General features: G+C 69.8%; 26 protein-coding genes. 16 read left to right on the top strand and 10 right to left on the bottom strand.

Annotation, left to right across the window (positions count from 1 at the left end; genetic code table 11):
* The first annotated feature begins 8 nt into the window (after nt 1–8).
* The 3 genes from G6N49_RS19820 (at nt 9) to G6N49_RS19810 (ending at nt 1,247) form a co-directional block, all read left to right on the top strand.
* Nucleotides 9–353 carry an ester cyclase gene (locus G6N49_RS19820; protein ID WP_083044814.1) on the top strand — a complete coding sequence of 115 codons (345 nt, stop codon included), beginning with the start codon at nt 9–11 and terminating at the stop codon, nt 351–353.
* Nucleotides 354–481: 128 nt separating this feature from the next.
* Nucleotides 482–694: a helix-turn-helix domain-containing protein gene (locus G6N49_RS19815; protein ID WP_064872250.1), complete on the top strand. Its 213-nt coding sequence runs from the start codon at nt 482–484 to the stop codon at nt 692–694.
* Between the two features lies 1 nt (nt 695).
* A complete protein-coding gene (locus tag G6N49_RS19810; RefSeq protein ID WP_064872240.1) occupies nt 696–1,247 on the top strand; it encodes a Clp protease N-terminal domain-containing protein in 552 nt (183 codons plus the stop codon).
* 12 nt (nt 1,248–1,259) lie between these two features.
* Here G6N49_RS19810 and G6N49_RS19805 read toward each other — a convergent pair whose 3' ends face one another.
* The gene (locus tag G6N49_RS19805) at nt 1,260–2,129 is read right to left on the bottom strand and encodes a 1,4-dihydroxy-2-naphthoate polyprenyltransferase (protein ID WP_011558127.1); all 870 of its coding nucleotides are present in this window, start codon (nt 2,127–2,129) and stop codon (nt 1,260–1,262) included.
* A 92-nt stretch (nt 2,130–2,221) separates the two neighbouring features.
* Here G6N49_RS19805 and G6N49_RS19800 point away from each other — a divergent pair, with 92 nt between their 5' ends.
* The 5 genes from G6N49_RS19800 to G6N49_RS19780 are packed head-to-tail and all read left to right on the top strand — an operon-like array spanning nt 2,222 to nt 7,388.
* A complete protein-coding gene (locus tag G6N49_RS19800) occupies nt 2,222–2,998 on the top strand; it encodes an S-methyl-5'-thioadenosine phosphorylase (RefSeq protein WP_011854557.1) in 777 nt (258 codons plus the stop codon).
* The gene (locus tag G6N49_RS19795; RefSeq protein ID WP_011854558.1) at nt 2,995–4,026 is read left to right on the top strand and encodes an NAD-dependent epimerase/dehydratase family protein; all 1,032 of its coding nucleotides are present in this window, start codon (nt 2,995–2,997) and stop codon (nt 4,024–4,026) included. The genes G6N49_RS19800 and G6N49_RS19795 overlap by 4 nt, the downstream gene beginning before the upstream one ends.
* Nucleotide 4,027: 1 nt before the next feature.
* A complete protein-coding gene (locus tag G6N49_RS19790; protein ID WP_064872244.1) occupies nt 4,028–4,855 on the top strand; it encodes an alpha/beta hydrolase in 828 nt (275 codons plus the stop codon).
* 20 nt (nt 4,856–4,875) lie between these two features.
* The gene (locus G6N49_RS19785; protein WP_083044815.1) at nt 4,876–6,000 is read left to right on the top strand and encodes an NAD(P)H-dependent flavin oxidoreductase; all 1,125 of its coding nucleotides are present in this window, start codon (nt 4,876–4,878) and stop codon (nt 5,998–6,000) included.
* A gap of 41 nt (nt 6,001–6,041) precedes the next feature.
* Nucleotides 6,042–7,388 carry an NAD(P)/FAD-dependent oxidoreductase gene (locus tag G6N49_RS19780; RefSeq protein ID WP_083044816.1) on the top strand — a complete coding sequence of 449 codons (1,347 nt, stop codon included), beginning with the start codon at nt 6,042–6,044 and terminating at the stop codon, nt 7,386–7,388.
* Between the two features lie 20 nt (nt 7,389–7,408).
* Here G6N49_RS19780 and G6N49_RS19775 read toward each other — a convergent pair whose 3' ends face one another.
* Both G6N49_RS19775 and G6N49_RS19770 read right to left on the bottom strand, forming a co-directional pair.
* On the bottom strand, nt 7,409–8,443 hold the full coding sequence (locus G6N49_RS19775; RefSeq protein WP_011558133.1) for a sensor histidine kinase: 1,035 nt from the start codon (nt 8,441–8,443) through the stop codon (nt 7,409–7,411).
* Nucleotides 8,430–9,143: a response regulator transcription factor gene (locus G6N49_RS19770; protein ID WP_011854561.1), complete on the bottom strand. Its 714-nt coding sequence runs from the start codon at nt 9,141–9,143 to the stop codon at nt 8,430–8,432. Before G6N49_RS19770 ends, G6N49_RS19775 begins: the two co-directional genes overlap by 14 nt.
* Before the next feature lie 101 nt (nt 9,144–9,244).
* Between G6N49_RS19770 and G6N49_RS19765 the strand changes: the two genes are divergently transcribed.
* The 3 genes from G6N49_RS19765 to G6N49_RS19755 are packed head-to-tail and all read left to right on the top strand — an operon-like array spanning nt 9,245 to nt 11,203.
* The gene (locus G6N49_RS19765) at nt 9,245–9,901 is read left to right on the top strand and encodes a glycosyltransferase family 2 protein (protein WP_011854562.1); all 657 of its coding nucleotides are present in this window, start codon (nt 9,245–9,247) and stop codon (nt 9,899–9,901) included.
* Nucleotides 9,898–10,569, top strand: a complete 672-nt coding sequence (locus tag G6N49_RS19760; RefSeq protein WP_011558136.1) for a TIGR04282 family arsenosugar biosynthesis glycosyltransferase — start codon at nt 9,898–9,900, stop codon at nt 10,567–10,569. The genes G6N49_RS19765 and G6N49_RS19760 overlap by 4 nt, the downstream gene beginning before the upstream one ends.
* 4 nt (nt 10,570–10,573) lie before the next feature.
* Complete coding sequence (locus tag G6N49_RS19755; protein WP_011558137.1) at nt 10,574–11,203, top strand: class I SAM-dependent DNA methyltransferase; 630 nt, start codon at nt 10,574–10,576, stop codon at nt 11,201–11,203.
* Here G6N49_RS19755 and G6N49_RS19750 read toward each other — a convergent pair.
* The 3 genes from G6N49_RS19750 to G6N49_RS19740 form a co-directional block, all read right to left on the bottom strand.
* The gene (locus G6N49_RS19750; RefSeq protein ID WP_235679551.1) at nt 11,085–11,672 is read right to left on the bottom strand and encodes a hypothetical protein; all 588 of its coding nucleotides are present in this window, start codon (nt 11,670–11,672) and stop codon (nt 11,085–11,087) included. The genes G6N49_RS19755 and G6N49_RS19750 overlap by 119 nt on opposite strands.
* Nucleotides 11,669–12,913: a molybdopterin-dependent oxidoreductase gene (locus tag G6N49_RS19745; protein WP_083044817.1), complete on the bottom strand. Its 1,245-nt coding sequence runs from the start codon at nt 12,911–12,913 to the stop codon at nt 11,669–11,671. Before G6N49_RS19745 ends, G6N49_RS19750 begins: the two co-directional genes overlap by 4 nt.
* Nucleotides 12,914–12,974: 61 nt before the next feature.
* Entirely contained in the window at nt 12,975–14,330 is a 1,356-nt protein-coding gene (locus G6N49_RS19740; protein ID WP_011854566.1) for a hypothetical protein, read from the bottom strand.
* A gap of 208 nt (nt 14,331–14,538) precedes the next feature.
* Between G6N49_RS19740 and G6N49_RS19735 the strand changes: the two genes are divergently transcribed.
* Together G6N49_RS19735 and cynS are read left to right on the top strand one after the other, a co-directional pair.
* Nucleotides 14,539–15,393: a formate/nitrite transporter family protein gene (locus G6N49_RS19735; RefSeq protein ID WP_011854567.1), complete on the top strand. Its 855-nt coding sequence runs from the start codon at nt 14,539–14,541 to the stop codon at nt 15,391–15,393.
* Entirely contained in the window at nt 15,390–15,842 is a 453-nt protein-coding gene (cynS, locus tag G6N49_RS19730; protein ID WP_083044818.1) for a cyanase, read from the top strand. The genes G6N49_RS19735 and cynS overlap by 4 nt, the downstream gene beginning before the upstream one ends.
* Before the next feature lie 13 nt (nt 15,843–15,855).
* Here the strand turns inward: cynS and G6N49_RS19725 are convergent, their stop codons facing one another.
* Nucleotides 15,856–18,180 carry an FdhF/YdeP family oxidoreductase gene (locus G6N49_RS19725; RefSeq protein WP_083044819.1) on the bottom strand — a complete coding sequence of 775 codons (2,325 nt, stop codon included), beginning with the start codon at nt 18,178–18,180 and terminating at the stop codon, nt 15,856–15,858.
* Nucleotides 18,181–18,367: 187 nt separating this feature from the next.
* Here G6N49_RS19725 and G6N49_RS19720 point away from each other — a divergent pair, with 187 nt between their 5' ends.
* The gene (locus G6N49_RS19720; RefSeq protein ID WP_011854570.1) at nt 18,368–19,252 is read left to right on the top strand and encodes a universal stress protein; all 885 of its coding nucleotides are present in this window, start codon (nt 18,368–18,370) and stop codon (nt 19,250–19,252) included.
* Here G6N49_RS19720 and G6N49_RS19715 read toward each other — a convergent pair whose 3' ends face one another.
* Both G6N49_RS19715 and G6N49_RS19710 read right to left on the bottom strand, forming a co-directional pair.
* Complete coding sequence (locus G6N49_RS19715; RefSeq protein ID WP_083044820.1) at nt 19,253–19,561, bottom strand: DUF1330 domain-containing protein; 309 nt, start codon at nt 19,559–19,561, stop codon at nt 19,253–19,255.
* Nucleotides 19,562–19,584: 23 nt separating this feature from the next.
* Nucleotides 19,585–20,289, bottom strand: coding sequence for a helix-turn-helix transcriptional regulator (locus G6N49_RS19710; RefSeq protein ID WP_083044821.1), 705 nt, complete (start codon nt 20,287–20,289; stop codon nt 19,585–19,587).
* A 106-nt stretch (nt 20,290–20,395) separates the two neighbouring features.
* Between G6N49_RS19710 and G6N49_RS19705 the strand changes: the two genes are divergently transcribed.
* On the top strand, nt 20,396–20,938 hold the full coding sequence (locus tag G6N49_RS19705) for a DUF2231 domain-containing protein (protein ID WP_235679550.1): 543 nt from the start codon (nt 20,396–20,398) through the stop codon (nt 20,936–20,938).
* On the top strand, nt 20,935–21,369 hold the full coding sequence (locus G6N49_RS19700; protein ID WP_083044823.1) for a hypothetical protein: 435 nt from the start codon (nt 20,935–20,937) through the stop codon (nt 21,367–21,369). Before G6N49_RS19705 ends, G6N49_RS19700 begins: the two co-directional genes overlap by 4 nt.
* Here the strand turns inward: G6N49_RS19700 and G6N49_RS19695 are convergent, their stop codons facing one another.
* Nucleotides 21,370–21,984, bottom strand: coding sequence for a pyridoxamine 5'-phosphate oxidase family protein (locus G6N49_RS19695; RefSeq protein ID WP_110807637.1), 615 nt, complete (start codon nt 21,982–21,984; stop codon nt 21,370–21,372).
* Nucleotides 21,985–22,025: the final 41 nt, after the last annotated feature.

The following is a 22,025-nucleotide window of genomic DNA, read 5'->3' as shown; positions in this document are numbered from 1 at the left end:
GATTGATCATGACGACTCACAAGAACCTCTACGAGCAGTGGATCACGCGGCTGTGGGCCGGAGAACCCGTCGCCGCCGAGTTGGTCACCGACGATTTCGTCGGGCATTGGCCCGACCGTCAGGTGCACGGACCCGCGGAACTCCAGGCGATCATCGAGCAGACCCACAAGATGCTGTCGGACCTGACCTTCGAGATCGAGCTGGGCCCGTTCGTCGACGGGGACATGGTGGCCGGACGCTGGGTCGGCAGCGGCACCGGCGAACAGGGCCCGATGCGGTTCACCGGCAACGACATCCTGCGGGTGGCCGACGGCAAGTTCGCCGAGTACTGGACGGGCACGTCGACGAGCTGACGTTCGGCTGCGTCGACTCTGCGCACAGGGCGACGACACGCCGACAGGCAACGCCCTCACCGCAGAGCCACTGTCAAGAAATCTTGACATCTCCGGATTTGTCAAGTTACCTTGACACCGTGACCGACATCGACGAACTGAACGCAGCCACCAAAGCTGTCGCGAGTGCGGATCCGGCTGTCGGTCTGCGGGCGGTCAAGGCGCTGCGCCGCACGGTCGAGAAGCTCGAAGCCATGCACGTCGCCGACGCGCGCCGCAAGGGCTGGAGCTGGCAGGGCATCGCCGACGCACTCGGCGTGAGCCGGCAGGCCGTTCATCAGAAGCACAACGGGAGGAGTTGAGATGTTCGAGCGGTTCAGCGGTCCGGCGCGCACGGCGGTGAGAGTGGCGCACGAAGAGGCACGGGCAATGCGCGCCGACGACATCCGGCCCGAACATCTCCTCGTCGGCGTGCTGCGAAGCGCCGGACCGAGCCTGTCGCGCATGCTGAACGGCCACGCGTTGACCGCCGAGGATGTCCGCGAACGACTGGCCGCGGCGAGTACCGGCGAATTCGACGACGACGCCTCGGCGCTCCGGGAGATCGGCATCGACCTGTACGCAGTCCGCGACATCGCCGACCGCAGGTTCGGGGCCGGCGCGTTCGACTCCGCCGGCCGCGCACCCCGGCGGCGCCGCCGCCTCGGCACGCCGCTCGTCAAACCGGCGAAGAAGGCGCTGGAGTTGGCCTTACGGGAAGCGTTGGCGCACAGGGACAGCGTCATCGGCTGCGAACACCTGCTCCTGGGGATCCTGCGCGGCGGCGACGAGGTGGCCGTCGGCCTGATCACCGAGCGCGTCGATGCCGCGCGGCTGCGCGCCGACATCGTGGCCCTGCTCGACCGGGCCGCCTGACCCGGGCTCGCCCTAACCGAGGGCGAGCGCGAGCGCGACGGCGACCGCCCACACCAGCATGGTCAGCCCGGTGTCGCGAAGAACGGGGATCAGGTCCTTACCGCCGAGCCCGCCGCGCACCGGACGGGCCGCCCGCACCGCCAGCGGCAGCGCCACCAGACCGACCGCACACCAGGGCGTGGCGAGCATCAGCACCAGCGTGAGCGCGAACGCGGTGGCCAGCAGCGCCTGGTACAGCAGCCGGGTGCGGGCGTCGCCGAGCCGGACGGCCAGCGTGATCTTGCCCGACTCGCGGTCGGTGGGGATGTCGCGCAGGTTGTTGGCGACCAGCACCGCCGACGACAGCGCACCCATCGCGACGGCCAGGGCCAGCCCGACCCAGTCGACGCGCAGCGCCTGGGTGTACTGCGTGCCGAGCACCGCGACCAGGCCGAAGAAGACGAACACCGCGACCTCGCCGAGCCCGAGGTAGCCGTAGGGCTTCGAACCCCCGGTGTAGAGCCACGCGCCCGCGATGCAGACGGCGCCGACGGCGATCAGCCACGGGGCGCTGGCCACCGCGAGCGCCAGACCGGCCACCGCCCCCACCGCGAGGCTGGCGATGGCCGCCGTGAGCACCGCCCGCGGGGACGCCAGCCTGGAGCCCACCAGGCGCAGCGGCCCGGACCGCACGTCGTCGGTGCCGCGGATACCGTCGGAGTAGTCGTTGGCGTAGTTGACCCCGATGATCAGCGCGACCGCGACGACGAACGCCAGCAGCGCTTTCCACCACACCGCACCGTCCAGCCACGCCGCCGCCCCGGTACCGGCGATCACCGGTGCGACGGCGTTGGGCAGCGTGCGGGGGCGCGCGCCCTCGACCCATTCGGCGAAAGTTGCCACGACCGCAATCGTCGCACGGCCGGTCCGTCCGCCCTGCGCGGTGCGCGATGGTCGAGAATGGTCCCATGCCCGCGCACGTGAGGAGCATCTGAATGCTGGGAGTCATCGGCGGCAGCGGTTTCTACTCGTTCTTCGGACCCGATGCGCGCAGCGTCAGGCTCGACACCCCCTTCGGCGCCCCGAGCGCGGCGATCACGGTCGGCACCGTCGGTGACCACGAGGTCGCTTTCCTGCCCCGGCACGGCGTCGACCACGAGTTCTCCCCGCACACCGTGCCGTACCGGGCCAACATGTGGGCGCTGCGCGCGCTCGGCGTGCGGCGGATCTTCGGGCCGTGCGCGGTCGGCAGCCTCACCCCCGACCTGGGCCCGGGCTCGATGGTGGTGCCCGACCAACTCGTCGACCGCACCAGCGGACGCGACGACACCTATTTCGACTCCGGCGGCATCCACGTCGACTTCGCCGATCCGTACTGCCCGACGCTGCGCGCGGCGGCCGCCGGCCTGCCCGGGGTCGTCGACGGGGGCACCATGGTGGTGATCCAGGGACCGCGGTTCTCCACCCGCGCGGAGAGCAAATGGTTCGCGAGCCAGGGTTTCTCGCTGGTCAACATGACCGGGTATCCCGAGGCGGTGCTGGCGAGGGAACTCGAGATGTGTTATGCCGCAATAGCTTTGGTGACCGACCTGGACGCGGGCATCGACAGCGAAACGGCGGTCCGGGCTGTCGACGTGTTCGCCGAGTTCCAGCGAAACCTCGTACCGTTCAAGAAGGTGGTGCACGAGGCGATCGATCAGGTCGCCGTCGAGCGGACGTGTGACCACTGCCTACCGCACGACGGTGTGACGCTGCCGATCGAGTTGCCGTGAGGGTGCTGCTGACCGGGGCCGCCGGATTCATCGGCTCGCGGGTGCGCGCGGCGCTGGAATCGGCGGGCCACGAGGTCGTCGCCGTCGACGTGATGCTGCCCGCCGCCCACGGCGGAGCCGCACCGCTGCCCGAGGACACACACCGCGTCGACGTCCGGGACGCGGACGCCCTGGCCCCGCTGCTCGAGGGGGTCGACGCCGTCTGCCACCAGGCCGCCGTGGTCGGCGCCGGGGTCAACGCGGCCGACGCACCGTCGTACGGCAGTCACAACGACTACGGCACCACGGTGCTGCTCGCCGAGATGTTCGCCGCGGGCGTGCGGAAACTGGTGCTGGCGTCGTCGATGGTGGTGTACGGGCAGGGCCGGTTCGACTGTCCCGCACACGGACCCGTCGACCCGTTACCGCGCACCCGGGCCGATCTGGACGCCGGTGTGTTCGAGCACCGCTGCCCCGTCGGCGGTGAGGAACTGCAGTGGCGACTGGTCGGTGAGGACGAGCCGGTGCGGCCCCGAAGCCTCTACGCGGCAAGCAAAGCCGCCCAGGAGCACTACGCGCTGGCATGGGCCGAAGCCACCGGCGGGTCGGTGGTGGCCCTGCGCTACCACAACGTCTACGGTCCGCACATGCCGCGTGACACCCCCTACAGCGGGGTGGCGGCCATCTTCCGCTCCGAACTCGAGAACGGGGACGTGCCGCGGGTTTTCGAGGACGGCGGTCAGATGCGGGATTTCGTGCACGTCGACGACGTCGCGGCGGCGAACCTGGCCGCGATCGAGGCGGGCCTGCCGGGTTTCGAGGCCTTCAACGTGTGCTCCGGCCGGCCCATCTCCATCATCGAGGTCGCCAGCGAACTGTGCGAGATCCGCGGCGCCGCACCGCCGTTGGTGACGGGTCAGTACCGCAGCGGCGACGTGCGCCACATCGTCGCCTCACCCCGGCGGGCGGCCGAACAGTTGGGCTTCCGGGCCGTGGTGGATCCGCGGGACGGGCTGCGCGAGTTCGCCTTCGCACCGCTGCGGGCGTGACGTGCGCCGCTTGGCACGCCTTGTCGTTATCGTCGTCCTCGTGGCCAACGGAGCATTGGCGCTGCTGTGGAACCAGCAGCGGCGGCTGATCTACTTCCCGGCCCCGGGACCCGTGCCGTCGGCGACCGCGGTGTGGTCCGGCGCCCGCGACGTCGTGGTGCGCACCGCCGACGGTGTGGATCTGGGTGCCTGGTTCTTTGCGGCCGCCGACCGCGGGCCGGCCGTTCTGGTCTGCAACGGCAACGGCGGTGACCGGTCGATGCGGGCGGCGTTGGCGCTGGCGCTGCGGCGAATGGGGTTGTCGGTCCTGTTGTTCGACTACCGCGGTTACGGCGGCAACCCGGGGCGCCCCACCGAGGACGGTCTGGCCGCCGACGCCAGGGCGGCCCGCGACTGGCTGGCCGCGCAACCGGAGGTCGATCCGGACCGCCTCGCCTACTTCGGCGAATCGCTCGGCGGCGCGGTCGCCGTCGGCCTGGCTGCCGCGCGTCCACCCGCCGCACTGGTGTTGCGGTCACCGTTCACCTCACTGGCCGACGTCGGCGCGGTGCACTACCCGTGGCTGCCGGTGCGGCGTCTCCTGCTGGACCGGTATCCGTCGATCGAGCGGATCGCGGGGATTCACGCGCCGCTGCTGGTGATCGCCGGCGACCGCGACGACATCGTGCCGGCCGGGCTGAGCCGACGCCTGTACGACGCCGCCGCCGAACCGAAGGAGTTCGTGCTCGTGCCCGGCGCCGGCCACAACGACCCGGAACTGCTCGACGGACCACAGATGCTCGAGGCGATCGAGCGGTTCCTGCGGCACACCGCCGTCCTCGGCCCGTAGCACGGGGCGATACTGACTGCGTGAAAACCGCGATCTGTGAACAGTTCGGCATCGACTTCCCCCTCTTCGCGTTCAGCCACTGCCGCGACGTCGTCGCCGCCGTGACCAACGCCGGCGGGTTCGGCGTCCTCGGGGCGACCGCCTACACCCCCGAGCAGCTGGACCGCGAGCTCAGCTGGATCGACGAGCAGGTGGGCGGGAAGCCCTACGGTGCGGACATCATCGTGCCGGCCAAGTTCGAGGGCAAGGGTGAGAACCTCACGCGTACCGACCTGGTCGACCGCATCCCCGCCGAGTACCGCGAGTTCGTCACCCAGCTGCTGGCCGACCACGACATCGAACTCGACAGTGCGCCGAAGCTCGGCGGCTCGTCGCTGTCCGGTGACACCGGCCGTGAACTGCTCGACGTCGCGATGAGCCACCCGATCAAGCTGATCGCCAACGCGCTCGGCGTCCCGCCGGACTACATGATCGAGGCGGGCCGCGAACGGGGCGTGCCGGTGGCGGCGCTCGTCGGCGCGCGCGAACACGCGGTCAAACAGGTCGCCGCCGGTGTCGACCTCATCGTCGCGCAGGGCACCGAGGCCGGCGGACACTGCGGTGAGGTGACGACGCTGGTGCTGATCCCCGAGGTCATCGCGGCCGTCGAGGAGACCGGCACCAAGGTTCCGGTGCTGGCCGCCGGCGGCATCGTCACCGGACGGCAGATGGCCGCGGCCGTGGCGATGGGCGCCGACGGGGCGTGGACCGGTTCGGTGTGGCTGACCACCGAGGAGGCCGAGACCGCCCCGCACACCGTGCAGAAGATGCTGGCGGCGACGTCGCGGGACACCGTGCGGTCGGCGGGCCGGACCGGTAAACCCGCCCGGCAGTTGGTGTCGGACTGGACGCAGGCCTGGGCGCCGCGCGGAGATCGGCGGCCGCTGCCGTTACCCCTGCAGAACATGCTCGCCGAACCCCTGTTGCGCAGGATCGACATCCTCGCCGCGCAGGGGCATCCGGGTGCGCAGCAGCTGGCGACCTACTTCGTCGGCCAGGGGGTGGGGCTGATGAACAAGGTCAAACCCGCGCGTGAGGTGGTGCGCGAGTTCATCGAGGACTACCTGTCCGCCGCGGAGCGGTTGAACAACTCGCTGCCGGACTGATCGGCTTCGCGACCTCGGTGCCAGCGATTAGCGTTGCGGTGATGAGCCACAGCAGACCCCGGGTCCTGATCATCGGCGGCGGGTTCGGCGGCTTGTTCTGCGCGCGGCGGTTGTCCCGCGCCGACGTCGACGTCACCGTGCTCGACCGCGCCGCAGGCCACCTGTTCCAGCCGCTGCTGTACCAGTGCGCAACCGGGAAGCTGAGCATCGGGCAGATCAGCCGCCCGCTGCGCGAGGAGTTCGCGCGGCACCGCAACATCAGGACACTGCTGGGTGAGGCGATCGAGCTCGATCCGGTCGCCCGCTCGGTCACCGCGCTGCGTCCCGACGAGACCACGTTCACCGTCGACTACGACGTCCTGGTCGTCGCCGCCGGTATGCGGCAGTCCTATCTCGGCAACGAGCAGTTCGCCGAATGGGCGCCGGGTATGAAGACCCTCGACGACGCACTCGACATCCGGCAGCGCCTGTTCACCGCATTCGAGATCGCCGAGACCCTTCCGCCGGGGCCGGAACGGACGAGCTGGTTGACGTTCGCGGTGGCCGGTGGCGGACCGACCGGCGTCGAACTGGCCGGCCAGATCCGCGAGGTGGCCACCAAGACGCTCGCGAAGGAGTTCCACAGCATCGATCCCGAAGAGGCCAGGGTGCTGCTCTTCGACGGCGGGGACCGTGTGCTGAAGACTTTCGCACCCGCCCTGTCCCTCAAGGCCAACGACACCCTGCGAGAACTCGGGGTGGAGTTGCACTTCGGTGTGCACGTGACCGATGTGCGCCGCGACGGCATCACCGTCACACCGAAGCAGGGCGGGCCCGACCAGCAGTTCGGCACCCGGACGGTGCTGTGGACCGCCGGTGTCGAGGCGGTGCGCTTCGCCCGTCACGTCGCCGAGGTGCTCGGCGCGGAGACCGACCGGGCCGGTCGCATCACGGTCGGCCCGGATCTGACCGTGGCCGGCCACCCCGAGATCTTCGTCATCGGCGACCTCGCCGGACGCGAGGGGTTGCCCGGCGTCGCCGAGAACGCCATGCAGGGCGGTCTGCACGCGGCGTCCTGCATCCGCCGCGACCTCGCCGGCCGGCCGCGCCGCCCCTACCGCTACCGCGATCTGGGGTCGGCCGCCTACATCAGCCACGGGCACGCGCTCCTGCAGGTCGGACCGCTTCGCGTCTCGGGTTATGCGGGGTGGGTGGCGTGGGGGCTGCTGCACATCGCCTTCCTGACCGGGGTCAGCAACCGGATCAGTACCGTCGCCACCTGGTTGGCGTCGATCGCGCGCACCGGCCGATACCACCGGGCGTTCATGCTCGGGGCCGGGGACCGTCACGATCAGCGGTACACCTACTCCTCGTGGGACCTCCCGGAACCCGCCCCCGAGGGCAACTAGACCGGATCCGGCCCGCTCGGTCAGTCGGAGACGTCCGAGGCCAGCGGAAGCCGCACCTCGAAGCGCGCGCCGGTGTCCAGGTTGTGCGCCGACAACGTGCCCCGGTGCGCCTGCACCAGACCCGCGGCGATGGCCAGCCCCAGCCCCGAACCGCTCGGCAACGACGAATCCTCGCGCGGCACACGGTCGTTCGATCCGCGGTAGGCGACGTCGAACACCCGCGGCAGGTCGGCCTCGTCGATGCCGACCCCGGTGTCGTCGACACGGGCCCAGGCCACGTTCTCGTCGGATCCGAGCGCCAACTGCACGCGCCCGCCCTCCGGGGTGTGCGCGATGGCGTTGGCCACCAGATTGGACAGCACCCGCACCAGCGCGCGGTCGCTGCCCAGCACCCGCACGGGTTCGTCGGGCAGTTCGGCCCGTAGTTGCACTCCCGCGCGTTCGGCGGCGATGCGGTGGGCGGCCAGCACGTCGTCGACCACCTCGTCGAGCGCGACCCGGTCGAACGTCGGCTGCACCGCCCCGGCGTTGATCTTGCTCATCTCGAACAGGTCGTCGACCATCTCCGAGAGGCGGATGGACTCCTGTTCGATGTGCTTGGCGTGGGCCCGCACCTCGTCGCCGCCGACCAGACCGTCGGCGATGGCTTCGGACACCGCCCGGATCCCGGCCAGCGGGGTCCGCAGATCGTGGCTGACGAACGCGACCAGCTGGCGTCGCGACATCTCGGCCGCCCGTTCGGAGTCGCGGATCTCCTGTTCCCACACCGTGCGGCGGGCCTGGTAGCGGCCGAGCATCACGGCCCCGGGGATGGTGACCACCGCCACGACCACGAGCACGACGGCGATCGGTTCGAAGGTCTCGGTGATCATGAATCCGCTGGCGCCCAGCACGCCGGTGAAGGTCGCGATCACGGGAATCAGCACCAGCACGACCATGCTGACCGCCAGCGACCACGTGCGGGCCAGCCGGATGACGAGCGCACCGGCCAGCACCACCGGAATCGAGCAGGCCAGCGCCCAGGCGCCGATCTCCCAGAGGTCAGTTGACGGCACCGCTGGCCAGGCCTTCACGGGCGCCTGCGGTGTCGCTCCACATGTAGCCGCGGCCCCACACCGTCTGCACCCGGTGCTGGTCGCCGAGCTTGGAACGCAACCGTTTGACGTGCACGGTCACCGTGGACAGATCGCCGAAATCCCACCGCCACACCTGCTTGAGCAGCTCTTCGCGGGTGAACACGGTGTCGGCGTGGGTGATGAAGAACAGCAGCAGGTCGAATTCGCGGTTGGTGAGGCTGACCGGCCGGCCGTCGACGGTGACCGAGCGGGCGGCCGCAGAGATCGTGAGGGCGCCGACCGTCAGGTCGACCGGGGTCACCCCGACCGGTGTCGGTGAACGGCGCAGCACCGAACGCACCCGTAGGGCCAGTTCCCGCGGGCTGAACGGTTTGGTCAGGTAGTCGTCCGCGCCGGCTTCCAGTCCGGCGATGCGGTCGTCCTCCTCGCCGAGGGCGGTCAACAGGATGACCGGGACGGTGTGTTCGCCGCGCTGGCGCAGGGTGCGGCACAGCGTCATCCCGTCGGGTCCGGGCATCATCACGTCGAGTACGGCGACGTCGATCCGCTCGGTGCCGAGCAGTCGCAGCGCCTCGGTGCCGTCGCGGGCGATGGCCACTTCGAGGCCGTCCCGTTCGAGGTATCGGCGCACGACATCCCGCACGACGGAGTCGTCGTCGGCGATCAGGACGCGTGTCACCCTTCGAGGTTAGCCGTCGGCGCCCGCCACCTGCGCCGATGTCAGAGATTCGTCACTGTTGCCCCAGATGGCCCCCGGTGGGGGTGGTTAGCCTCGGTGCTATGCCCGAGTGTCCCGTGACGGTGGTGCTGCCGTGCCTGGACGAGGCGGAGTCCCTGCCTGCGGTGCTGGCCGCTCTTCCCGACGGCTACCGCGCGCTGGTGGTGGACAACAACAGCACCGACGGGACCGCGGAGGTGGCCCGGCGGCACGGGGCCGAGGTGGTGCACGAGGCGCGCCCCGGCTATGGCGCCGCGGTGCATGCCGGTGTGGTGGCGGCCGGCACCCCGGTGGTCGCCGTCCTCGACGCCGACGGGTCGCTCGACCCGCGCGAGCTGCCCGCTCTGGTGGCCGAGCTCGACCGCGGCGCGCACCTGGTGGTCGGCCGCCGGCGGGCGGTGCCGGGGCTGCGCTGGCCGTGGCACGCTCGGCTCGGGACGGCCGCGGTGTGTTGGCGGTTGCGGCGCAGGCACGGTCTGCCCGTCCACGACATCGCGCCGATGCGGGTGGCCCGCCGCGACGATCTGCTCGCGCTCGGTGTGCGCGATCGCCGTTCCGGGTATCCCCTGGAACTACTGGTCCGCGCCGCCGCCGCGGATTGGCGCGTCGTGGAATTCGACGTCACCTACGGTCCGCGCACCGGCGGGAGATCGAAGGTCAGCGGCTCGTTGCGCGGCAGCGTGGTGGCCGCCCTGGACTTCTGGCGGGTGATCGAGTGACGCAGTTGCCGGTGACGGTGCTCGTGGTCGCCAAGGCTCCGGTGCCCGGGCTGGCGAAGACGCGGCTCGCGGTGACGGTGGGCTTCGAGATGGCCGCGGTGATCGCGTCGGCGGCGCTGCTCGACACCCTCGACGCGGTGCTGGCGACCCCGGTGCAGGCGCGGGTGGTCGCGCTGACCGGCGACCTGGACGACGTGCACAACGGCGCGGTGCTGCGCGCCAAACTCGCCGGCTTCACCGTCGTCGACCAGCACGGTGACTCGTTCGCCGAACGGCTGGCGTACGCCCACGTCGATGCGGCCGCGGCGGTGGGGGACCGTCCGATTCTCCAGATCGGTATGGACACCCCGCAGGTGACCGCCGACCTGCTGGCCCGGTGCGCACAGACGCTGCTCGGCGCCGACGCGGTGCTGGGCCCCGCAGTCGACGGGGGCTGGTGGCTGCTCGGGGTGCGCACCGCAGCAATGGCCGACTGTCTGCGCGAGGTGCCGATGTCGCGGGACGACACCGGTGAGCTTACCCGGAAAGCATTGCAGGACAGGGGGTTCGATGTGGTGATCGTCGATGAGCTCGCCGATGTGGACACCGCCGCCGACGTCGAACCAGTTCGGCGGGCATGTCCGCCCGGTGGGCGGTTCCCGTTCGCGACGGCCGCGGCGGGGCTGTGATCCGATGCTGGGCAACCTCTACGACCGCGCGCTCGACGGGGAACGGTGCTGGATTCGCAGCGGTGACGGGGAGGTCAAGACGCTTCCGGTGCGCAGCTGGCTCGGCGGGCGGCACGCCGACCGGCTCTTCGATCGGGCCGTCGTGCGGCTCTGTGAGGGTCCGACGATCGATCTGGGTTGTGGCCCAGGACGTCTGGTCGCCGACCTGGTCCGGCGCGGTGTTCCCGCGCTGGGTGTCGACCAGTCCGCCACCGCGGTCGAACTGGCGCGGCGAAACGGTGCGCCTGCGCTGCGCCGCGACGTGTTCGGGGCGTTACCCGGGCTCGGGCGCTGGCAGACGGCGTTGCTGGCCGACGGCAACATCGGCCTCGGCGGAGACCCGCGGCGGGTGCTCCGGCGCGCCGCCGAACTGTTGCGCCCCGGCGGCCGATGCGTCGTCGAATTCGACTCCGAAACCCAAGGTGTGCAGAAGAATCTGGTGCGCCTGGAATCGTCGAACACCGTCGGACCCTGGTTCAGGTGGGCGTCGGTGGGGGTGGATTGTGCGGCCGCGCTGGCGGAGGAGGCGGGGTTGGTGATGACGGGTCTGCATCCCGCCGGGCGTCGGATACTCGCGACGCTGGCGACACCGTAGCGGACTGTCGGGGACGCCCCAGCCGGACCGCGTACACCGCGGCGCTGAGCGTGAACATCGCGGCGACCAGCAGCAGCCAGCGACCGAGGTACGGTTCCTGCGTCAGGCCGGTGGCCGCGGTGTAGGCGGGCGCACCCTGTTGCAGGATGCCCGGACTGAACACCACGAACGTCAGTGCGGCGCCCAGCAGGGGTACGCGCAGGTGGTTGAGCACCGGCACAGGTGTCGGAATGCGTTGGGAGAGCACAAGTATCCGGTCGGTGAGCGCGTAGAACGGGAACAGCACCAGGTCGTGGGCGACGATGGCCGCGGCGAACCACACCGCGATCGACTGCCACCAGGTGCGCGGATTCCACAGCGCCGAAAAGCCTAGCGTCACAATGGCATAGCCGAACAGCGCGAAGCCGGCGATCAGCGTCAGCAGATGCAGCGGATGCGCGCCGTACACCCTGCGGAACGCGGCCATCACGGTGCCTCGAAATCGATCGCCGACACCCACTTGGTGTTGTGCACACCGGGTAGCGCAGGCACGATCACCCTGGCGGGGAAGCCGTGGTCCGGCGAGAGGTCCGCACCGTTGACGCGCAGCGCCAGCAGCGCATCGCCGTGCGCGATCTGGTTGGCCTGCAACCGGGCCCGGTTGAACGCGCCCCGCCGTTCGACCGAGGACACCAGGGCCGACGCCGGTTCGGGCACCCCGGCCAGCGCGGCGAGGTCGCGCAGTCGCACCCCGCTCCACGTCTGGGTGGTCGACCATCCCTCGACGCAGGCGATCGGCAGTCGGGCCGTGTGCTGGGGGAGGGCGGCCAGCGCGGCGCGGTCGAGGACGATCGGCCTCGGGCCGCCACGGAGCGTGAGCGCCCACTCCGCACCCGTCGCCGCGGGGGTGATGCCCGCCGCGCGGGCGGTGCGGTTGACCTGGAAGTCGTTGGCGCCGTCACCGTAGGAGCGGCCGCGGGGCAGCAGCAGCGCGGCCTGTCTGGTGACGCCGCCGAGGGTCTGGCCCGCGGTCAGGACGGCCATCAGCAGCGCACCCCCTCCGACGAGCGCGAGCGCACCGCGGCGACTCACCGTCGGCTCCGCCGGGTCGGCCGGCGCCAGCCCGTCGGGTTCGAACGCCTCGGGCCGGGTGCCGGCGCGGTCGGTGCGCAGCACCGCGCGCAGCGGCATCGACCGCAGTCCGGCCCGCATCCGCGGGATCTTGATCGCGATGTGGACCAGGAAGCCCGCGATGAACACCCAGGCCCCGAAGTAGTGGGCGGTGTAGAAGCTGAAGCCGAAGATGTAGTCGTACTGGATGTTCAGCACCCCGGTGACGATCTCGAACAGGATGCCGCCGACGAGCATCAGCAGCGAGACCCGTTCCAGCAGTTGGGCGGTCGACCGGGCCGGCGGCCAGACGAACAGTCTGGGGATCACCGACCACAGCTTGGCCAGCACCACCGGGATCAGGATCAGTCCGAGCCCGACGTGGAGCCCCTGGGTCAGCCGGTACAGCCACGCCGGGTCGGTCGGCCAGTCGAACGTCGGCAGCTTCAGCCATCCGACGTCGGCGGGGATGGCCTGACCGAACTGCGGACCGTAGGCGATGTAGGAGAGCAGGCCGGTGACGGTGACGATCGGCAGGGTCACCAGGAGTACGGCGCCGAGGACGGAGGTCAGCCACCTCCCGCGGAGCGGGCTGCGCCACGGGAACTTCCGGGGACCCATGAGGGCATTGTGCCGATCCGCCGCACCGTCGGCGCACGAAAAGGCGGTTCTCGGCGCATCGTCACCAGTTGGTCAGGATGAGGTGGTTGATCAGCAGCGCGCCGAGCACGTTCAGCGCGAGCCACCACCGCTGCGCGCGCACCGGGAGCAGCGCTCCGGCCGCAACCAGCCACATCGTGAACGGCAGCCAGATCCGCTCGGTCTCGGCCTTGCTCAGCATGCTCAGATCGGCGCACAGGATGGCCGCCAGGGCGCCGAGCATCAACAGGTGCAGACCGGAGCGGGCGCGGATGGCGGCGATGTCGAAGACCCGGCCCAGCCCGGCGACGCTGCCCAGCCCGATCGCGCAGACGACGGAGGCCAGATTCGCCCAGCCCCAGTACTGGAACGGCCGGTCGACGGCGATGCCCTGCCAGTAGCGTTCCTGCACCAGCTGATATCCGTCGAACCACCAGAACCCGGCGATGACGAACACCACGACGATCACGACGGCCGCGCCGACCGCGGGCAGCAGCGCGCGCAGCGCCGAGCGCCAGTCGGCCGAGCAGATCAGCACCGCGAGCGCGGGCAGCGCCATCAGCACCAGGCCGTAATTGAGGAAGACCGCCCACCCCAGCAGCAGGCCCGCACCGACGGCGAACAGTTCGGGGCGGCGGCCGACGCGGCGCACCGCCAACGCCAGCAGCGCGATACCCCAGGCCGCGACACCGGCGAAGTAGCCGTCGGCCGACACCGCCACCCAGATCGCGGTCGGCGCCACCGCGAGGAACGGCGCGGCGAGACGGGCGGTGCGCTCGTCGGCCAGTGCGCGCACCGCCACGAGGATGGCCGCGGCCACGCTCGATCCGGCGAGCAGGCACAGCAGCCCGGCCCACGCGCCGCCGCCGAGGCCGATGCGGTCCAGCCAGACGAACGTCAGCAGCGCGCCGGGCGGGTGGCCGGATACGTGGGTGATCCATGAATCGGGTTGGTAGTCGAGGATGCGGTCGGCGAAGGTGCGGACGGCGTCGGGGATGTCGGTGACGGTCGGCACCTGCCGCAGATACTCGTGGCGCGCGGTCAACCGGCCGGCGAAACCGCGTTGCCATCCGTCGACCATCGCCAGCGAGAACGCCCACGCCGCCGAGGTGGCCCACGTCGCCGGCACCAGCGTGCGCCAGCTGAGCCGCTCCGACAGCGTTCGGCCCCAGACGACGGCGGCGACGCCGAGGAAGACGGCGGGGACGGTGCCCCACCCGACATGGGCGTTCCACCACCCGAAGACGGGTGCGGTGCCTGCGAAGCTGCGGAACCGTTCGGGTGTCGCGTTGATCAACGGAGTGACGACACCGAGGTCGAGGTGGGGCACGATGAACGCCGTCACCACGAGCAGCAGGCCGACGGCGGCGGCGATCGTCTCCCTGCGGTGGGCACGCACCCGGCCAGCCTATGGCGTGCGGCTGGCGGCCGTGTGAACCACGTCACCCGCGGGGAGCCTCACAGCTGGTCATCAGCGTCGGTGAAGTAACCGTGACGCGCTGTCAAAGGCGCGTTACGTGCCCGACACATGCAGTCGCCAAGCTGAGGTCACGTTCAGTGCCGTCGTCCGCCGCTGCCACTCACCGTCCGAAAAGGAGCGACGACCCATGTCCTACGTGAATCCAGCACAATTCGTCACGAAGATGATCGACGCCGGGGAGACCAAGGCGTTCATGTCGACCCGTGACACCGTGATCCGCGCGTACATGGCGGGGGCGATCCTCGCGCTGGCCGCGGCATTCGCGGTGACCATCACCGTGCAGACCGGTAACGCCCTCGCCGGCGCCGTGCTGTTCCCGGTCGGCTTCTGCCTGCTGTATCTGCTCGGATTCGATTTGCTCACCGGGGTTTTCACGCTGGTGCCGCTCGCCCTGCTCGACAAGCGGCGCGGGGTGACGGTGCGGTCGGTGATGCGCAACTGGGGGCTGGTGTTCCTCGGCAACTTCGCCGGTGCGCTCACCGTCGCGTTCATGATGGCGATCGTCTTCACCTACGGATTCTCCGTGGATCCCAACGAGGTCGGCCAGAAGCTCGGCGAGATCGGCCACAGCCGGACCGTCGGTTACGCCGAACACGGCGCCGCCGGCATGCTCACGCTGTTCATCCGCGGTGTGCTGTGCAACTGGATGGTCTCCACCGGTGTGGTCGCGGCGATGATGTCGACGTCGGTGTCGGGCAAGGTCATCGGGATGTGGATGCCGATCATGCTGTTCTTCTACATGGGCTTCGAGCACTCGGTGGTCAACATGTTCCTGTTCCCCTCCGGTCTGATGCTCGGCGGTGACTTCTCCATCATGGACTACCTGGTGTGGAACGAGATCCCCACGGTGGTGGGCAATCTCGTCGGCGGGTTGGCGTTCGTCGGGTTGACGCTGTACGCCACCCATGCCCGCACCGGCACCGAGTGGAACCGGCCCGTCGACCCGGAGCAGTTCACCCTGCCGGTGGAGGCGCGCGCATGACCCGGGAGCAGCTCACCGCCGAACAGGCCGCCCGCCTCGCGAAACAGCTGACGTGGCAACAGCTCGCCGATGCCATCGACCGGCCGGTGATGTGGACCATCGCCGCGCTCCTCGGCCAGCATCCGATCCCCGTCGACAGCGGCAAGGTCCTGGTCGACATGCTGGGTCTGGACGAGGCCGCCATACCGGTTCTCGCCACTGTCCCGATGCGCGGTGGCCTGCCCACCGCGGTACCGACCGATCCGACCATCTACCGCTTCTACGAGGTGCTGCAGGTGTACGGCGGGGCCATCAAGGAACTCATCCACGAGGAGTTCGGCGACGGCATCATGAGCGCGATCAACTTCAGCATCGACGTTCAGCGCAAACCGCATCCCGCCGGCGACCGCGTGGTGGTGACGCTCGACGGCAAGTTCCTGCCGTACGACTGGACCGCCGCCGAGGTCTGACCCTCGGCGTGCGTCACGGCTGTGCCGCTTCGAGCCGGACCACCACGGCCTTGGACACCGGGGTGTTCGACTTCGCGGCGGTGTGATCCAGCGGCACCAGGGGGTTGGTCTCGGGATAGTAGGCGGCCGCATTGCCCACCGGAGTCGAGTAGGGCACCACCAGGAAGTCGTCCACACGCCGCTCCACGATCGACCCGTCGGCGTCGGGGAACTCCGAGATCAGGCTGACGCGCTGCCCGTCGCGCAACCCCAGCGACTCGATGTCGGCGGGGTTCACGAACACCACGCGACGGCCGCCCTTGACCCCGCGATAGCGATCGTCGAGCCCGTAGATCGTGGTGTTGTACTGGTCGTGGCTGCGCAGCGTCTGCAGCACCAGCCGTCCCGGCGGCACCGGCACCCATTCCAGCGGGTTGACCGCGAAGTTGGCTTTGCCGGTGTGCGTGTGGAATTCGCGGGCGTCGCGGGGCGGGTGGGGGAGCTGGAATCCGTCGGGCCTGCGGACCCTGGCGTTGTAGTCGGCGCAGCCGGGTACCACGGCGGCGATCGCGTCCCGGATGCGGTCGTAGTCGGCGACGAACCAGTCCCACGGCACCGGATGATCGGCACCGAACAGTGTCCGCGCCAACTGGCAGACGATCGCGACCTCACTGCGCACCTGATCACTCGGCGGGTGCAGGCTCCCGCGTGACAGGTGCACCATCGACATCGAATCCTCCACCGACACCACCTGTTTGCCGCCGGCCTGGACGTCGCGGTCGGTACGGCCCAGCGTGGGCAGGATGACCGCGGTTCGGCCGTGTACGAGGTGGCTGCGGTTGAGCTTCGTCGAGATCTGCACTGTGAGTGTGCAATTGCGCAGTGCCGTCTCGGTGACGTCGGTGTCGGGGGTGGCCGAGGAGAAGTTGCCCCCCATTCCGATGAACACCTTGGCGCGGCCGTCGCGCATCGCCCGGATCGCGTCGACGGTGTCCATACCGTGCTTGCGGGGGCTTGTGATGCCGAACCGTTCGTCGAGCGCCGCCAGGAACGTCTCGGGCATCTTCTCCCAGATGCCCATCGTGCGGTCACCCTGGACGTTCGAGTGGCCGCGCACCGGGCACAGTCCGGCGCCGGGTTTACCGATCATGCCGCGCATGAGCAGCAGGTTCGTGGCTTCGCCGATGGTGGCGACGGCGTGGCGGTGCTGCGTCAGTCCCATCGCCCAGCACAGCACCGTGCGTTCGGAGTCGATCAGCAGCCGGGCGATGCGCTGCAGTTGTTCGCGGCCGACACCCGTTGCCTCGGTGACGGTGTCGAGGTCGACCGCGCGCGCCTGGGCCTCGTAGTCGGCGAATCCCGCGCAGTGCCCGTCGATGAACGCCCGATCGAGCACCGTGCCGGGAGCCGCGTCCTCGGCTTCCAGCAGTAGCCGCCCCAGCCCGGCGAACAGCGCCATGTCACCGCCGAGGCGGATCTGGACGAACTCGTCGGCGATGGCCACCCCGTGGCCGATCACGCCGTGCACCTTCTGCGGATCCTTGAAGCGCATGAGGCCGGCCTCGGGCAGCGGGTTGATCGCGACGACGATCGCACCGTTGGCCTTGGCCTTCTCCAACACCGAGAGCATCCGCGGATGGTTGGTGCCGGGGTTCTGCCCGGCGATGACGATGAGGTCAGCGTGTTCGACGTCGGCCACGGTGACCGAGCCTTTTCCGATGCCGATCGACTCCGTCAAGGCCGCCCCCGACGACTCGTGGCACATGTTCGAGCAGTCGGGCAGGTTGTTGGTGCCGAAGCTGCGGACCAGCAACTGATAGAGGAACGCGGCCTCGTTGCTGGTGCGGCCGGAGGTGTAGAACACCGCTTCGTCGGGGTCGGCGAGCGCGCGCAGTTCGTCGGCGATCAGCCGGTACGCGTCGTCCCAGGCGATCGGTTCGTAATGGGTGGCACCCGGCCGCAACACCATCGGATGGGTGAGGCGGCCCTGCTGGGACAGCCAGTACTCGGGCCGGCCGCCGAGTTCGGCGACCGAATGGCGGGCGAAGAACTCGGGCGTCACGACCCGACGGGTGGCTTCCTCGGCGACGGCTTTGGCGCCGTTTTCGCAGAACTCGGCGAGCTTCCGGCCGCCCGCGTCCTCGGGCCAGGCGCAGCCGGGACAGTCGAAGCCGTGCCGCTGGTTGAGCCGCGTCAGTGCCGTCGCGGTGCGCACCGCCCCCATCTGCTCGACGCCGCGTTTGAGCGACACCATCACCGCCTTGACGCCGGCGGCCTCAGTCTTGGGTGCGGAGGTGACGATCGCGTGCTCGTCGAAGGATGCGTCGTGGTCGTGGTGCGGTCGGCGGCGGCTGTTCACCCGCGGATCCTACCTTCGGCCTTCACTGATGCTGTGCGCGGACCGCAACTGTGCGAACGGGTTTGGACCTTCCTCGTGTCCGCCGCCACCACGCGGCGCAACACCTCGCCCGCGAACGCACACGGGTTGAGGACTTTGGTGCGGCTGTCACCGTAGTGTTCGTAGGGAAGCCCACTGAAGGAGCGCCATGTCTTCGTCTGTCACCACCCACGGCATCGTTGTCGGTGTCGACGGGTCCGCCGCCGGCAAGGTCGCGGCGGATTGGGCGGCACGCGACGCCGCCCGGCGCGGGGTTCCGCTCACGCTCGTCCACGTCATCGCGCCGAAGGACCTGCAGATGTGGATCGAGGTCCCGGCCCCGCAGGAGTATCTGCGCTGGCAGTCCGAACGCAGTGAGCGTGTCATGGCGGAGGCGACGGCGATCGCCGAACGGGCCGCCGAGAACCGGCAGCTCACGGTGGTGCGGCAGGTCGTCCCCGGCGAGGCGAAGGCGACGTTGATCGAGATGTCCAAGGACGCCGACATGGTCGTCGTCGGCAGCCGCGGCCTCGGCGCCTGGGGCAGGCGGCTGCTCGGCTCGGTGAGCACCGCCGTCGTGCACCACGCCCAGTGTCCGGTCGCGGTGATCCACGACGAAGACCCGCTGATGGACCACCCCGACCAGGCTCCCGTCGTGGTCGGGGTCGACGGCTCCAAGGCCGCCGAACAGGCGATCGCGATCGCGTTCGAAGAGGCATCCCTGCGCGGCGTCGACCTGGTCGCCGTCCATGCCTGGAACGACGTCGACTACGAATTCCCCGACATCAAGTGGGTGGACTACACGGCCCGTGGCGAGCGCATCGTCGCCGAATGCCTGGCCGGCTACTGCGAGACCTACCCCGACGTGACGGTGCGCAAGGTGCTGGTGCGCGACCGCCCGGCCCACCAGTTGCTGCAGCAGTCCGAGGCGGCGCAGCTGCTCGTCGTGGGCAGCCACGGCCGCGGCGGGTTCCCCGGCATGCTGCTCGGCTCGGTCAGCTCCGAGGTGGTGCAGTCCGCGCGAATGCCGGTGATCGTGGCCCGCAGCAACTGATCACCGATTCCGAATGCTTGCAGCGATGCCGTGGACCAGCAGCACCACGGTATCCGTACCGGCCCGTCGGTCGACCGAGATCTGTTGGTACTCAGGAGAATCGGCCCACCGGCGAAACTCCGCCTCGTCGGGGAACGACATGAGCACCACTTTGTCGCCGGTCCACTCACCCTCGATCACCCGCGGCGCGTCGTCGGCGGCCAGCAGGGTGCCGGAGTACCGGGCGAACACCTCCATGAAGGCCGCCTGATACCGGTCGTAGGCCGTGCGGTCGGTGAATCGCAGCTGGGCGACGGCATATACGGTCATCGCCGCAGGCTAGTACGTCGGCCTCATCGCGTCGGCAGCAATTCCACACAGCATTCCCCGGCGACGGGTGACAGAACGGCTTCGACGGTATCGGCGCCCAACCCGTCGAGCGCGCCGGCGAGGAAGGCGTGGTTCAGCCGGCATACGAGCTCGGGCAGCTCGCGAGCGAGCGGGTGAAACGGGCAGTTGCGCAGCCGGATGCACCCCGCTCGCGCGCGGTAGGGTTCGAACCCGTAGTCGACGAGCAGCTCTTCGGCCAGGCGCAGCGCCCGCTCGGCGCCGATGCGGCCGCCCCGTGGGCGTTTGACTGCGGTGGTGGCATCCACGCCACGCTGGTGGGCCACCCGCACCGCGGCGGCCCGCGCCGATGTCCGGTCACCGTCGTCGAGCACTGCATGCGCCAGGATGTCGGCGAGCAGGTCGGGTCGGCGTGCCGGAATGCTCACCGCGAACTCGGCATCGGCAGGTGCGTACACCTTCGGAGGCCGGCCGACACGGGCCTCGGCAGGCTGCAGAAAGCGGAAGCGCAGCAGGCCGACGTCGACGAGCTTGTCCAAGTGGAACGCGGCCAGCTTGCGCGAGATGCCGACGGCCGACGCCGCTTCGTCGCGGCTCACCGGTCGTCGCTCATCGCGGGCGTACTCGTACAGTCGTCGCCGAAGCTCGTCTCCCAGCGCCGCGATCGCGCGGATGGAGCCCGTGTGCGTGCTCGGGCGGTCGTCCTCCACGCCCTCATGTTATCGCTAACAAAGATTGGCGAAATGGGATCTTGACGGGCATTCCCGGATAAGACCAGAATTGATTGCCTAAAACCACGCAATGTGGGAGGTGGTCGTGAACGCACCACTCGAGCAGGCCAAGCGCCCAGTCAGCGCATTGCTGGCCGGCCCCTACGGGCACCCGTTCCATCCGATCCTGGTCACGGTGCCGATCGGGGCGTGGGCTTCCAGCCTGGTCTTCGACGTCGCGTCGCATCTCGTCGACGGACCGGGCTTCCTGGCCCGAGGTGCGGAGTGGCTCATCGCGATCGGCGTGCTCGGCGCCCTCGTGGCCGCGACGGTGGGCTTCCTCGACCTGATCGCGATCCCCTCACGCACCCGGGCACACCGGATCGGCCTGCTGCACATGGCGCTCAATCTGACCGTCACTGCGCTCTACATCGCCGGCTTCGCCTGGCGACACGCGGACTATCCGCAGCAGGCCGCGGTGGGGTTCGGGCCGCTGGCACTGTCGGTGGTGAGCTTCGCGGTGCTCGCGGTGTCGGGTTACCTGGGCGGAATGCTGTCCTACCGGTACGGCGTGCGGGTCGCCGAGGAGTCGACGCAGGCAGAGGGATTCGGACGAGTCGAACAACCGGCACAGGGAGGAAAACCATGAGTATCGCGTCTCTGATCGCATGGATCCTGACCGCGGGAGGCGGCGCCTTCATGCTCGCCAAATGGGTTGGTGGCGGCGGTCATCGCGACCGCACGAGAACCCACCTGCCGCCCGCAGTGGTGTTCGGCCATTTCGCGCTGGCGGCCTTGGGCCTGGTGCTCTGGATCGTCTACGTCTTCACCGACAACCACCCGATCGGCTGGGTCGCGCTGGCCCTTCTGGTACCGGTGGCCGCACTCGGTGTCGTGATGGTGCTGCGTTGGTTGCCCGTGCACCGGGCGCAGGCTCAGTCCGTCGGCGGCGGATCCCAGGCGGCGCTCCAGGATGCCCCTGAGCGGTCGTTCCCGGTCGCGGTGGTGGCCGCACACGGTGTACTCGCCGTCGCCACCGTGGTGATCGGGTTGCTCGCGATCCTCGGGATCGGCGGCTGATCAGTACAGCTGCTTGTCCATGTTGTCGGGGGAGTAGTACTCGTCCAGTTCGGCCTGCGTCAGATCCGGTTTGAACGTCTTGGCCAGCTGCGCGACGCTCGGCACGGCATCCGGAGTCCACGACTCCGGGTTCCACGCGCCGGAACGCAGAAAAGCCTTAGCGCAGTGGAAGAACACCTCTTCCACGCGGATCTCCAGGGCGAGGACGGGCCGCTTACCCCTGACCGCCATGCCGTCGAAGTAGTCGGCGTCGGCCAGCACGGTGGCGCTGCCGTTGATCCGCAGGGTGTCGCCGCGGCCGGGGATGACGAACACCGTGCCGACCCGCGGCCGCTGCAACACGTTGAGGTAGCCGTCGACCCGCTTGTTGCCGGGCCGTTCGGGGATCGCGATCGTCCGGTCGTCGATGATGTGGACGAAGCCGGCCGGATCACCCTTCGGGGACACGTCGAGGTGGCCCTGCGCGTCGACGGTCGCCACGAAACCGAGAGACGCGGCGCGCAACCACTCCTGCTGCACCGACGACAGCCGCGGACCCACCTTGTTCGCCACGTAGCTGTTCGGATGGCCGACGATCGCGCGCAGTTCCTCCACGGTCGTGATTTCTCGACGCATGGGTCCCATCATGCCCGGCTTCCGCAGCGCGGCCATTGATT

This window comes from Mycolicibacterium monacense (assembly GCF_010731575.1).
Taxonomy (GTDB): Bacteria; Actinomycetota; Actinomycetes; order Mycobacteriales; family Mycobacteriaceae; genus Mycobacterium; species Mycobacterium monacense.
This window is presented reverse-complemented; position numbering and strand designations above follow the sequence as displayed.